General features: G+C 42.1%; 12 protein-coding genes and 1 tRNA gene. 7 read left to right on the top strand and 6 right to left on the bottom strand.

From position 1 onward, the window contains the following. Positions 1 to 125 precede the first annotated feature (125 nt). Complete coding sequence (locus HCZ91_RS08970) at positions 126 to 1322, bottom strand: putative peptidoglycan glycosyltransferase FtsW (RefSeq protein WP_179799106.1); 1197 nt, start codon at positions 1320 to 1322, stop codon at positions 126 to 128. A gap of 280 nt (positions 1323 to 1602) precedes the next feature. After that, entirely contained in the window at positions 1603 to 3027 is a 1425-nt protein-coding gene (gene murD, locus HCZ91_RS08965) for a UDP-N-acetylmuramoyl-L-alanine--D-glutamate ligase (RefSeq protein ID WP_179799105.1), read from the bottom strand. A 728-nt stretch (positions 3028 to 3755) separates the two neighbouring features. Here murD and HCZ91_RS08960 point away from each other — a divergent pair. The 4 genes from HCZ91_RS08960 to HCZ91_RS08945 all read left to right on the top strand — a co-directional run bounded on the left by HCZ91_RS08960 (position 3756) and on the right by HCZ91_RS08945 (position 8459). Continuing rightward, the gene (locus HCZ91_RS08960; protein WP_179799104.1) at positions 3756 to 5255 is read left to right on the top strand and encodes a SulP family inorganic anion transporter; all 1500 of its coding nucleotides are present in this window, start codon (positions 3756 to 3758) and stop codon (positions 5253 to 5255) included. Between the two features lie 161 nt (positions 5256 to 5416). Further along, entirely contained in the window at positions 5417 to 6271 is an 855-nt protein-coding gene (locus tag HCZ91_RS08955) for a universal stress protein (RefSeq protein ID WP_102092102.1), read from the top strand. Between the two features lie 479 nt (positions 6272 to 6750). Continuing rightward, positions 6751 to 7089 carry a P-II family nitrogen regulator gene (locus HCZ91_RS08950; protein WP_010197981.1) on the top strand — a complete coding sequence of 113 codons (339 nt, stop codon included), beginning with the start codon at positions 6751 to 6753 and terminating at the stop codon, positions 7087 to 7089. 107 nt (positions 7090 to 7196) lie between these two features. Beyond that, entirely contained in the window at positions 7197 to 8459 is a 1263-nt protein-coding gene (locus tag HCZ91_RS08945) for an ammonium transporter (RefSeq protein WP_101205964.1), read from the top strand. 193 nt (positions 8460 to 8652) lie between these two features. On the opposite strand, the gene HCZ91_RS08940 is transcribed toward HCZ91_RS08945, so the two are convergent. The 3 genes from HCZ91_RS08940 to HCZ91_RS08930 form a co-directional block, all read right to left on the bottom strand. Continuing rightward, a complete protein-coding gene (locus HCZ91_RS08940; protein WP_101205965.1) occupies positions 8653 to 9036 on the bottom strand; it encodes a DUF2147 domain-containing protein in 384 nt (127 codons plus the stop codon). Positions 9037 to 9297: 261 nt separating this feature from the next. Further along, on the bottom strand, positions 9298 to 9561 hold the full coding sequence (locus HCZ91_RS08935) for a hypothetical protein (RefSeq protein WP_102092103.1): 264 nt from the start codon (positions 9559 to 9561) through the stop codon (positions 9298 to 9300). A 70-nt stretch (positions 9562 to 9631) separates the two neighbouring features. Further along, on the bottom strand, positions 9632 to 10477 hold the full coding sequence (locus tag HCZ91_RS08930; RefSeq protein ID WP_218870115.1) for a DNA/RNA non-specific endonuclease: 846 nt from the start codon (positions 10475 to 10477) through the stop codon (positions 9632 to 9634). 177 nt (positions 10478 to 10654) lie between these two features. Between HCZ91_RS08930 and HCZ91_RS08925 the strand changes: the two genes are divergently transcribed. The 3 genes from HCZ91_RS08925 to HCZ91_RS08915 all read left to right on the top strand — a co-directional run bounded on the left by HCZ91_RS08925 (position 10655) and on the right by HCZ91_RS08915 (position 12389). Beyond that, positions 10655 to 10745, top strand: a tRNA-Ser gene (locus HCZ91_RS08925). Positions 10746 to 11027: 282 nt separating this feature from the next. Beyond that, a complete protein-coding gene (locus HCZ91_RS08920; protein WP_179799103.1) occupies positions 11028 to 11702 on the top strand; it encodes an integrase arm-type DNA-binding domain-containing protein in 675 nt (224 codons plus the stop codon). A 42-nt stretch (positions 11703 to 11744) separates the two neighbouring features. Continuing rightward, positions 11745 to 12389, top strand: coding sequence for a site-specific integrase (locus HCZ91_RS08915; protein ID WP_179799102.1), 645 nt, complete (start codon positions 11745 to 11747; stop codon positions 12387 to 12389). On the opposite strand, the gene HCZ91_RS08910 is transcribed toward HCZ91_RS08915, so the two are convergent. Further along, positions 12386 to 13381, bottom strand: a complete 996-nt coding sequence (locus HCZ91_RS08910) for a hypothetical protein (protein WP_179799101.1) — start codon at positions 13379 to 13381, stop codon at positions 12386 to 12388. The two genes, HCZ91_RS08915 and HCZ91_RS08910, sit on opposite strands and share 4 nt — an antisense overlap. Positions 13382 to 13566 lie beyond the last annotated feature (185 nt).

Genomic DNA, 13566 nt, shown 5'->3' with positions numbered 1-13566 from the left:
TCAAAAGCTATAAATAGACAATAAAAAGCGCCACTATGAGTGACGCTTTGATGCCAATCGTACTGGGCATGATTTACCGAAATCTTAAAGCTACATGACACTCAGCCAATTATAGGCAAAGCCTATTAGTAATAACGGCATTGGCTTTTCTCGATTTCAGGGCTTTCTTTATATATCTTCAATAATAGCGCGACCATAACCAAACTAATCAACATAGACGAACCACCATAACTAAAGAACGGCATAGTGAGACCTTTGGTTGGAATAGCACCCATATTCATCGCAGCGTTAATAATCGTCTGGGCAATAAATACCACACCAATACCGAAAGCAGTATAGCTCATGCGCATTTGACGACGTTTCAGCGCGTTGTAACTGATCCGCATCGCACTACCGATGATCAGCGCTTCAAGTATCAGTACCATACTGACACCGACGAACCCTAACTCTTCACCCGTAATGGCTAATAGGAAATCCGTATGCGCCTCAGGCAAATGCGACAGTTTCTGTACACTTTCGCCATAGCCGACACCCGTGAACTGGCCACGGCCAAAGGCGATCAAACTACGTGCCAACTGATAATCAGTATCTTGCACATCATCAAATGGATCCATAAACGACATTACACGCACCAGTCGGTACTCTGCCGTAGTCACCATCAATACCGCCCCACCGATAGCAGCAGCACCCAATGCTAAGAAATGCTTATAAGGCGCCCCAGCGATATAAAAAATCGCGAACAGCGTACCAATGATGACGACAAAAGAACCAAAGTCTGGCTGCGACAATAGCAGTATCGTGATCAGCGCCACTACCAACATAATTCGTAAGAAACCATCTAGGCCATTACGAACTTCAAAAGATCGGCGCACCACAAAGTCAGATACAAACACAATCATGACCAGTTTGGCTAACTCGGCTACCTGAAAGTTAAAACCACCTACCGTAAGCCAGCGTTTAGAGCCATTAATTGGTGTGCTAAACAATGTGGCAACAAGCAATAGCCCCGTGATGCCCAGCAAAGCAAACTGGGTCTCGGTCTTATATAGGGTGCGTAAAGACACGCCATAATAAGGAATGACCGCAACGATTAAACCAATCGTCATATACAACAGCTGGTTTTTGAAAAAATACAGCTCGGTCATACCACGGCTAAGCGCAAAAGGGATAGAAGCAGAAGCCACCATCAGAAGACTAAGCACCATCATACAGCCGACGCTAGATAATAAAATTGCGCGCGCTGACGGCATAGACAGAACACCGTCTGAGCCAGAGGTTTGCTTGGTTTGGGGCGAGGAACGAAAAAAAGAAGAGAGCGCCATAATTTTATATACACTAACAAACGAAAAAACACGGCGTCTATGAAACGCCACCGTTTAAAAAATTATAAAATAAATCGTACTAAATAGATGGTAATAAAAAACCTTTAACCATCGACAAACGCCTTAGCTAGCACCTATTTTAGTAATCAGGATTATATGCTTGACAGTAGCAGCAATCTATAAGCAAAACAATCATTTATCCAGAAAATACTGGCTGTTGCTAGAGAATAGACATCTGCTATGCCAACCTATATAGCTGCTTAATATATTCGACTACCTATCAAGCTTCTGATTGTGCGGTGTCTAATTGATTGACCAGTTGGCTAAAGTGTTCACCGCGAGCCGCATAACCACTATATTGGTCAAAGCTAGCACAAGCGGGTGACAGCAATACAGCTTGTACTTGCGATAAACTACTGGTAGTGACTTGTTGAATAGTCGCAAATGCGTTCTCTAGTGTCTGACACTGATGTAGTGCGACATCATCACTCAATTTCGCAGCTCTGAGATGTTGTTCAATCTGCTGACCATCCTCACCAATGAACAAGACTTGGCTCACATATTGATTGATAAAAGGCGTTAATTCACCAAACTGTTGCCCTTTGCCTTGCCCGCCTAGGATCAATAGTAGCTTACCGTCTTTTGGCGCATAGACTGCGCCCAAGCCTTCGATAGCGGCCATGGTCGAACCAATATTGGTGCCTTTAGAATCATTGAAATAATCAATGCCAGCAGCATTTGCCACATATTGGCAGCGGTGCTCAAGACCTGTGAACCGCTGTAAAGTGGTTAGCATGCTCTCTAGCGGTAATCCTGCAAGCTCGCCAAGTGCCAGAGCCGCTTGCGCATTCAGTAGATTATGACGACCTTTAATCAACAGTTTGTCTGCCGACAGTAATCGTTCTGTACCACGAGCAAGATAAGTTTGGCCTTCTGTGTCGGTAATAAGACCATACTGACCTTTATCAGGGGCATGAATACCGGTACTGATTCTCGGTAGGTTGTCTGCGACCAATGGACGAGTCAGTGCATCTTCGCGGTTAATCATCACTGATTTAGCACCTTGGAATATACGGTGTTTGGCTTGATGGTAGCCAAGCATATCTCCATGACGATCTAAGTGATCAGGCGACATATTGAGCACAGTTGCTACTTTTGCGCCCAAGTTGGTGACGGTTTCTAACTGGAAGCTAGACAACTCAAGTACCGCAAGCTCCATATCAGAATTATCTAGCAATGTTAAAGCGGGTACACCGATATTGCCACCAACACCCACGTTAACGCCAGCATCAGCTGCCATTTGACCAACTAACGTAGTGACCGTACTTTTGGCGTTAGAACCTGTAATCGCTACGATGGGTGCGGTACACGCTTCACAGAATAGTTGAATATCACTAACTACAGGAATATTGGCTTGGCGAGCAGCAGCCACAGCGGCAGTCTCAAGAGAAATACCTGGGCTAATAATAATACGTGCCGCTTGCTGCAATAAATCGGCATCTATCTCACCGAATTGACGAATCTCAATCTCGGCTGGCAACTTATCGGCCAATTTAGGGGTAACTTGAGCATCAGTGACTGCGACTTGATAGCCTTGCTTGGCCAGATAATGCGCGACTGACAATCCAGACTGCCCCAAACCGACCACGACTTGTAGACCACTACCCTTATGAAGTAAGGCTTCTGTTGCTGTATTAGTGGTCATATCTATTCCTTCTATTAAACGAGAAAAATTGCATCAAATAAATCTGCTTTATAGCGACTCTAATCGACACCGCTAAGATGTGCAGCATCTTAACGCCATCGTTCAGATTTCGGTACTGATTTTTTATGAGTTTATGCTATTATTCGCCTGTTTTTATATTAAGTGGCTAATGCTATAATAGTCAGCTTGATTAATATTTATCAGTATTTTGCTGAGCACATTGCTCAAGCATTTTAGTTTAGCATGTTGTCACATTTATCGCGCGATTGTCACGTCTCTTCATCAACGATTCTCGTTGTAATAAGGGTGTATCAGACAATTTTGATAATTTGACGAGTGATATATCACCTTCTACTACAGCAAGTGATTGCTGACTCTATATATTATTGTAGGTACATCTATCTAGTCGCCTATTTTAAGCAATCTTTTAAAAAATATTTTTAGGTAATTTACTACCCTTATCATCGTATTGATTATTGATGAGCGTATTTTTGATACCAAAAAAATCAATATATACCTTAGTTAGTAGTTAGATACCTTAGTTAGTAGTTAGATACCTTAGTTAGTAGTTAGATACCTCGGTTATTAGTTTCTCACAATTCAACACAGCAACATGACCTAGTGCATGTTGAAGTAAAAGAAAAATGAATAGCTATTATTAGCGACGCGATCATTTTATGAATGAGTAATGATTACTTTTTTTGCCTCTAACCCTATGTAGTTTACTTATGACATCTTTTATTGATAACTTGCGTGACGAGTGGTTTTCCAATGTTCGCGGTGACGTTTTATCGGGTTTGGTTGTAGCACTAGCCCTTATTCCAGAAGCCATTGCCTTTTCTATTATCGCTGGTGTTGATCCAAAGGTTGGCTTATACGCCTCATTTTGTATCGCAGTCGTAATCAGTTTTGTTGGTGGCCGTCCAGGTATGATTTCGGCAGCAACTGGCGCTATGGCACTCGTAATGGTCGATTTGGTCGCTGACCATGGTTTGCAATATTTGCTTGCCGCGACCTTACTTTGCGGTGCCATTCAGGTCGTTATGGGTATCCTAAAGCTTGGTAACCTAATGCGCTTTGTCTCCCGCTCCGTAGTTATTGGTTTCGTCAACGCGCTAGCAATTTTGATTTTTGCTGCACAATTACCAGAGCTGAACCCGATGACTGAGCGTGTCGGTATGACCGTTTACATCATGACGGCAGCTGGTTTGGCAATTATCTATCTGTTTCCACTTATCCCTAAAATCGGTCGCATCATTCCTTCACCGCTTATTTGTATTGTAGGTTTGACCGCCGTTGCCATGTATATGAATCTCGATATTCGCAACGTTGGCAGCATGGGTGATTTGCCGGATTCATTGCCAGTATTCTTGTTACCTGATATTCCGTTAAACCTAAATACTTTGCTGATTATTGCACCCTATTCTATCGCGCTTGCTATTGTCGGTCTTTTAGAGTCGATGATGACAGCGACTATCGTCGATGAATTAACCGATACACCAAGTGATAAAAACAAAGAGTGTCGTGGACAAGGTATGGCCAATGTCGTATCAGGTTTTTTCGGTGGTATGGCAGGCTGTGCAATGATTGGTCAATCAATGATCAATGTCAAATCGGGTGGCCGTACTCGTCTATCTACCTTGATAGCCGGTGTTGTCCTTCTTATTATGGTCGTGTTCTTAAGCGAATGGGTTAGTCAAATTCCAATGGCAGCTTTAGTTGCAGTCATGATTATGGTATCAATTGGTACGTTTAACTGGCAATCGATTCGCGAGTTTAAGACACATCCAATGTCGTTTAATATCGTTATGCTGGCGACTGTATTGACTACCGTCTTTACTCATAACTTGGCTTATGGTGTTGGCGTAGGTGTCCTACTATCTGCTTTAGCATTTGCCAATAAAATTGGTCAATTCTTAACCATTTTTAGTGAATATGATGACAGTAGTAATACCCGTTACTATTATGTTCAAGGGCAGGTATTCTTTGCCTCTACTACCCAGTTCCTACATAGTTTCGATACTAAAGAAGCCGTAGACAGCATTCAGATTGATGTAAGCCAAGCACATTTCTGGGATGTCAGCGCTGTTGACACCTTAGACAAGCTAGTGATGCGCTTGCAACGTGAAGGCATTGATGTCAAAGTGGTAGGACTCAACAATGCGAGCCGAACACTGATTGACCGCTTCTCTGTTCACGACCGCCGTGATATTGGCTTATTGGACTAAGCGCATCTACGCGGTTGCCAAGTGGCTATACTGTTAGTCCATGGCTGATGTATCGGATATTAATAGACAGCTATATTGGTAAAAGGGTTGGATGTATTTTGCATACGCCAACCCTAAACTGAGATAGCCGATATTTATTATTAAAATGATGTGGTCGTTTTATGAGTAATTTAAAACCAGATAGTGTGATTGCTTGCTTGGACTGTCCTGATCATGTTCAAGCGGTACTAGAGGCCAGTATGTGGGCTTCTATTCGCCTGCGCGCGCCTGTTGGCTTATTGCACTCGATGCCAAGCTTGCAGCAAAAAGCCGCCATTAATTATTCTGGTTGCCTCAATATTGATGATGAAAACGCTTTGCTCGAACAGTTCACATCCAAAGAGCATTTGAGCAATTGTGAGCTAAAAGCGCAGGGCCGACTGCTATTATCTCAAGCTACCTCGTATTGTGAGCAGCAGCGCCATAAGCTAAAGACATATACATTGCATCGTCATGAGAACCTCAATCAGAGCATTGATTACGTCGATGACCAAGCACAATTGATCGTTATAGGGCATCATGTCACTTGCAAATCTACACTGAGCCAACTTATTCGAGTCAGCCACTGCCCTATTTTGGTGACACATGCACCATTTTTGCCCCCTACTACTGCTTTATTTGCGTTTGATAACAGTCCAACGTGCCATAAACTACTAAATTGGCTGTGTAAAACGCCACTGGTGCGTGCACTAACGGTTCATATTGTGATGGTTGGCAAGGAAACTTCTGATAACTGTGATGCGTTGCGTGAAGCCTATGCCAAGCTCAAACAGGCGGGTATCAAATCTAAAAAGACATTGCTTGACTGCCGTGATGTAGCTGCGGCTTTGAACTACTATCAAAATCAGCATGATATCGGTTTACTTATGACTGGGGCTTTTGGCCAATCTCGTCTACGCGAATTACTACAAGGTAGCGACACTAAAAAGCTATTGGTCAGTACAAAAACCCCTTATCTACTATTTCCTAAAGCCTAACGACGTATATATAAACACGCCCAAACCCTTTATTTATCTAAGCCCAAGGGTCTGACTACTATGTTAGGCTCTGCCGCTTACCTCGATTCTCTCTCTACCTTCCCGCCATTCATCTTTGATACGCTTGCATGAAAAGGCCAAGCGAACGACCAAACTCAAGTTAGCAAATCGTCACATGAAATAAAGGGATAGCCTCCCCAAGCACTCAAAAAGTTGGTTATAATAAAGTTTTCGTTAACCAAATGCTAAAGATTGATTCACCTTTATTATGCTTGTAGCGATGGCTCTAATCGTTGCATCGTAGCCCATACTCTATGTTACTACTGTCATTACTTTTTAATGAACAACGCCAATTCTACCTCCCCCCTTGAGTAGGTTGGCACAGTTCTTGAATAACTTACAGTAAGCAAGGCAGAGATATGATGATGCACCATAGTACTTCTATCAATCTGCGGCATCACACAAATAAGGAATTTTTTATGAAGCTAATCACTGCGATCTTAAAACCGTTTAAGCTCGACGACGTGCGTGAAGCGCTTTCCGACATCGGTGTTAAAGGTGTCACTGTCACTGAAGTCAAAGGTTTCGGTCGTCAAAAAGGTCATACAGAGCTCTATCGCGGCGCAGAATACGTGGTGGACTTTTTACCTAAAGTAAAAGTCGAAGTCGCTGTGATCGACGAGATGGTTGAGCCTGCTATCGAGGCAATCACTCGTATCGCTAGCACTGGTAAGATTGGTGATGGTAAGATTTTTGTCACTGCACTTGAGCAAGTTATCCGCATCCGTACGGGTGAAACGGGACCTGACGCTATCTAAATTTGAAGACCTACCTACGGGCATAAACTTATAGGTACAGACTCTTACAGCATTTTTATCTATCGGTAATGCCGATATCTATATTATAAATTCAAGGGGGAATTTAAATGGAAAGTCAAATCTTTGAGCTCCAATATGCGCTCGATACGTTTTACTTTTTGATATGTGGTGCGTTGGTCATGTGGATGGCAGCAGGCTTCACTATGTTAGAGGCCGGACTGGTCCGATCAAAAAATACAGTCGAAATCTTAACTAAAAACGTCGCACTATTTGCAACGGCTAGTATCATGTATATGGTATGCGGCTATGCGATTATGTATGGTGGCGACCTATTCTTAAGCGGAATTGCAGGCGGTGATACGTTAGTAGAAGACGCTCTAGCAGCCTCTGCTGAAAATGGCTTCGGTGGCGACTCTGTCTACTCTGCCGCATCAGACTTTTTCTTCCAAGTCGTCTTTGTAGCGACCTGTATGTCAATCGTATCAGGTGCCGTTGCTGAGCGTATGAAACTGTGGTCATTCTTATTGTTTGCTGTAGTCATGACTGGTGTTATCTACCCACTAGAAGGTAGCTGGACATGGGGCGGCAACGATGTCTTTGGTCTATTTAACCTAGGCGACATGGGCTTCTCTGACTTTGCAGGCTCTGGTATTGTACATATGGCCGGTGCTGCAGCAGCTCTAGCAGGTGTATTGCTCTTAGGCTCACGTAAAGGTAAATATGGCCCTAATGGCGAGATACGTGCTATTCCTGGTGCCAACCTACCATTAGCGGCACTCGGTACACTAATCTTGTGGATGGGTTGGTTCGGTTTCAACGGTGGTTCAGTGCTCAAATTAGGCGACATCGCTAGTGCTAATGCTGTTGCAATGGTATTCTTGAACACTAATGCTGCTGCTGCTGGCGGTGCTGTCGGTGCCTTAATCTTAGCCCGCATCATCTTTGGTAAAGCGGATCTAACCATGCTTCTAAACGGTGTACTAGCAGGTCTAGTTGCCATTACTGCTGAGCCTTCAACTCCTTCTGCATTACAAGCCACTATCTTTGGTGTTATCGCCGGTATCATTGTAGTGTTATCAATCTTAGCCTTAGACAAAATTAAAATTGATGATCCAGTTGGTGCAATCTCAGTTCACGGTGTGGTCGGTCTATTCGGTCTACTAATCGTACCTATTACTAACCCAGCATCTACCTTTATCGGTCAGATTGTGGGTGCTGCAACCATCTTTGCTTGGGTATTCATTGCCAGCCTAGTGGTTTGGTCTATCATCAAGCTAGTTATCGGTCTACGTATCTCTGAAGAAGACGAATACGAAGGTGCTGATATTGCAGAATGTGGTATGGAAGCTTACCCAGAATTTATAAGATAAGCTCCTTTCAAGTAAGCTAAAGATTGCTGTTGAATGCGCTGATACTACCCACTGTAGTATCGGCGTTTATAATTTTAGTGTTTAAAGTTCTCCCCTGTTGAAGCCATAAGCTTAAATCTAAAACGTAAAAAATCCCGCGAGACCTTTCGGTAACGCGGGTTTTTATATATTACGCTGAAACTAGTTTTTTAGTTTATTTCTTTTTCCACTCTTGGCTACGAGAGAATGGTCCGATATAGCCTTTTAGCTTCAATGTGTTGCCGCTTAAGCTTGCAGTCATACGATAGTCTTTGCCTTTTTCAGGGTCAGTAATCGTACCACCACTATATTTACCACCACCGTCAGCTTTTAGACCTTTAATAATGGTCGTACCAACGTGCTTTTTGCCTTTAGCTGAGTTAGTAGCAATAAGAGTACCGGTCAACACACCATTTGACTCAGTGATCTTTACCGTACCTTTTGGCTTGCCTTCATCATATGTCTGCCAAGTAGTGTTGGCTAATGGGTCAGCGGCGAATGCCATGCTAGCAATACCAATACCAGCAACTGCTAAAGTGGTCTTTGTAAATAATTTCATAGATTGACTCCCTTCATACAATGATTACGCGAAACGTTATGTTTCTGTTGTCCTATGCTTATCCTTTGCTAGAACCTTTCATTACGAGCTTTACGGTTTCGACCTTTTTAAATGATAGTTACCATTACAACTTATAAGCTTTTGGTTAAAGATTCGAGCGATACAAGCGATGTCTTAACTCATTATAAGCAATTTTTAGGTTTTGCCTAGTAATTTTTTTACAGTTTCTTATTTCTGTAAAAATAAAACCATATCAAAGACTTATAGGAAAGGATTGTCGATATCTTTATCTAATTGGTCATCATTTTCCTTTGACTTAGCATCATTCTTACTATATAGATTTTTATCTGCAAATGCTTGTACGATTTTCCCCGACAGCTCATGTAGCTGTTGGGCTTGGTCGTATCCTAATTCGTCAAAAGTGAGATCAATATCACCATATATAATAATCTTGTCTTTTTGATTTTCAATGACAAGATCACCAATCTGCATGCTTTGATGGTCGTTGGCGAATGGCTCAATCATTTGATTATCCTTATTATCAGTAACATTTATATTTTCCGAAATGTGGATATTTTAGGGTTTTACTTTCAGCTTAAGCCTGTAATTGTGAAATTAACCACTCTAAAATAGCCCAGACAAACAGCATCCACTCAGGCTCCTCCACAGGCGCCTCAGGGGTATCTGAGCTCTCACCCGCCTTCAATGGTAAATCAAACGCTTGAGATTTGGACTGACTATCTAGCATAGGTAATACATCGATGCCAATCTCAGTGGTCAGCTCATCGATACTGATCACATCGATGCGTTCTGACTCATCATTTGATGCGTAATACACGCCTGCTTGATTGGTTGCTGGGATATATACAGCTTTGAAGAAATGGCTAGGCACAAGGACACGGTTAGCGAGCTGCTTGGTTTTTTTATCAATAAATGCCACACCTGTGATGGTATACACCTCACCGTATTGCTGCGTTAAATACCGAGTGGCAGACTCAATATTACGCCAAATGTAGCGATTGTTACGTGGTGACTGCGGGGCAATATTGGCTAAACTAAAACTATCATACTGCTGGCTGCGATTGGCCATATTGGCATTGGGTGCCAAATGTCCTCGATCGTAGCCAGAACCTGAATAATCAGATAATGAGGCTCGTGCTGACTTTGGCAGTTTACTCTCTTCGTGAAAGCTGTCTTCACGATCGATCTGTTTAGCTTGTTGTAGACGCGTGCGATCGAGATACTCTGCTGACCAGAGCGGTGTACGCGATACCCCCGAGTACATAACCGCAAAGCCATCCATACATAATGCTTGTGTGTCTTTTTTTAACTTGGTGTTGGTAAATTCAGGATAAACACCACCATAAAAAGACTGGCTACATTGGGTCAAATCATCAGCATGTGTTTGGGTAATACCCGTCGCAACAAGCAATACTGCCATCAGCGCCCTGTTCGTAAATCCGTACTTGATCCTGCTAAAACTTATCATTCAACTTTCAACCATTTATACTTGCCGTTACATACTTGCTATCCTAGCAGGCGCTTGCCAATAAAGAAAGATAGCGCGCAAGTCGTGACATTTTAAATGGTATCCGCTATACTTAGGCGTTCAAAAAACGGTGAAGTGGGTGAGTGGCTGAAACCGCACGCCTGGAAAGTGTGTATACGTTCATAGCGTATCGAGGGTTCGAATCCCTCCTTCACCGCCAATCTTATAATATCCTACTTTTCCCACCTTGTCCCAAACACTCCCATATATCTTTGCAGCCCTTTATAAATAACGCTTCTAGCGTTTTTTTATGCCTACTGCTTTCCCAATCTATCCGAACATAACCCACCTATCCCGCGGCTTGTGTTGGTCTATTCGTTGGTCTATTATTTCATTAGACCTCAAAAAGACCAACATTTAGGCTTTATGATTCAGCATTAGACCAACGTACTTGTTGTATTTCTTGATTCATATAGCTTTAAGCCATAGGGAATAGACCAACATGCTAAGCGATAGTAAGATCCGCAAGCTTAAACCTAGTGAGAAATGCACACCTTCACGTCCTGACAAATACAGTGATCAGCAAGGCTTACAGCTATTAGTACGCAATACTGGCACAAAGACATGGATAAGCGCCTATCGCTTTGATAGTAAGCAGACACGCCTCACACTCGGTACTTACCCCATCATGTCGCTTGCTGAAGCTAGACAAGCCAATACTGAGATTAAAGCGCTGCTCGCTGATGGTATCGACCCAAAAAATAAAAAGCGTCAAGACAAGCTTGCTAACATCCACGCGCAAAAGTTCAATGACTACGCCTTAGACTGGCTCGCTGAGCGCAAGCGCAACGTTAAGCCGCGTACCTATCAGCAAGACTATAACCGGATGCATAAAGACGTGTTGCCTCATTTCGAAGGCATTGCACTAAAAGATGTAAGCTTTGAGGATTGTCGATCGATGGCAGATGAGATCGAAACGCGTGTGAACACAAAAGGTGAGCCGCCACGTGAGGTCACTAGACGCACAATTGATCTGGTGGCTAATGTTTTAAGACGTGCTAAACGCGAACGCATCATTGAGCAAAATCCAATTGATGATTTAAAGGAACTCTACCCCAAAGCGAAAAGTCAGCACATGAAGCATGTAGATATTAATGAGCTCCCTGCCCTCCTATAAGCTATCGAGAACTATCATGGCCACGATCAGACTCGCTTGGGTATGAAGTTTTTAGCTTATTCATTTTGCCGCACCATTGAGCTACGCATGATGAAATGGGCGCATATTGATTTTGCCAATCGCTTATGGCGTGTTGATATTGATAACCTTAAAATTGCGCGTAAGCATGTCGTACCACTATCAGATCAAATGCTCGCATTGCTAGAGGAAATGAAAGCCATCACGGGGCAATATGAGTACGTGTTTTATCATACAGGCATGCATCAGCCCTATAGTGAGGAATTCATCAATAACGCGCTTGATATCTTAGGTTATGCTGGCAAACAAACAGGACACGGCTTTCGTCACATTGCCTCAACTAATCTAAACGAGCTTGGCTATATGGGCGATGCGATCGAAAAGCAAATGGCGCACGATAAAAAAAGCAGCATTCGCGCGGTTTATAACCACGCGCAGCATTTAGATGAGCGCAGGAAAATTATGCAAGTTTGGGCCGATTTTTTAGACTTACTTAGAGACACAGGCGAGGTCGTGGACTTTCAGACAGCGCGGCAGCAGATTGAAGGATCACTGACTAAACAGATTCAAACTTCACTATCTGATATAAATAGCAGTGCTTTAGTAAAGGCTTTGCTAGACAAAGGCTTAAGTAATAGGGATATAAAAAATCTACTAGATAAAAACTAATATAGATCTTTTCCTTGTTCATCAATAAAGTCTGTCTCATAGGCTGAATTGATGAGGAGCTCTAATGTTGCCGTATCACTCTCACCATAAACCTTAGCTATCTTTTCAAGCCTTTTCCGAGTTTGTTTAGTAAGTGGCAAATGATATTTAGACTTTACTTTTCCAGCTTCTCGGAAGTTTTTCTGACTCCATGCTCTACGCATTTTATTTATAAATAACAATCTTGTTGGAGGAGTATTAGACGAAGAATCTAACGGTTCAAAGTTTCCTATGCTATCAATAGATGCTTCAATCTGTGCGGTTTTCATGGTTGGGCTATTGGATATAAACCCCTCAGGTTTTAGTAAAATCCCACATTTTTCTAAGTAGTTTTGAGCCCAAACTAGCTGACTATTATCCTTGATATTCAACCATTCAAAATATCTATCATTCGTTCTATACGCTGCATAAAACTCTCTTATCTTGATCATATATGTAAGCTTGTCATTCTTATATAGTTCTATACTTCTTTCACCAATTTTCTTATACCTATGCATATCATAAGGGTTAGGAATATGAATGTCAGATTCGAAATAACTGTAGATATCTAAAATAGTATTTTCGAAGTAATCATTGCTCGCTTGCTGGTGAGATGGGATGTTTTTAGTGCCCGCAATTATGCGATTGTATTTAAAGTAATTCCAAAACCATAATTTTGTTCTTTCACTATTTTTAATCCACTCCCAGTGCTTGTCATCAATTGTGCCCTCCTTAACAACCCTCACTAACTCTTCCGTTATATTTTCTTTGTCAGAAGATTCTAGACTAGAAAATATCTCACTTAATTCTGTTACGCCCCTAGGAATTATTTCATTAAATTCTCTAAACAGTATGTATGAAGCTAAACCTTTTTGTCGTTCATTAAGCTCTCTTAATACCTCAAGCGAAGAAATATTGCTGTTCTTATATATTCCTATTCGATTACCATTTCTATCCGTTTTATAGACTGTCATGTATTGCACTCTCATTAAAAACCAGTTTTTTCAAGAAAATAACAGTATTAATTAAGCAGTAATACAAACTAGTTTCCGTAGTATTACCGTAGTATCATCGTAGATAAATAGTGTTATAGGGTCTTAGTCTTTAAAGGCTTACGCGATAATCGGCCCTACAACTTTAGATAATAGCATTATATTAA

This window comes from Psychrobacter sp. BI730 (assembly GCF_013414195.1).
GTDB lineage: Bacteria > Pseudomonadota > Gammaproteobacteria > Pseudomonadales > Moraxellaceae > Psychrobacter.
The sequence above is the reverse complement of the archived record's forward strand: the minus strand, read 5'-3'. Positions and strand labels throughout refer to the sequence as shown.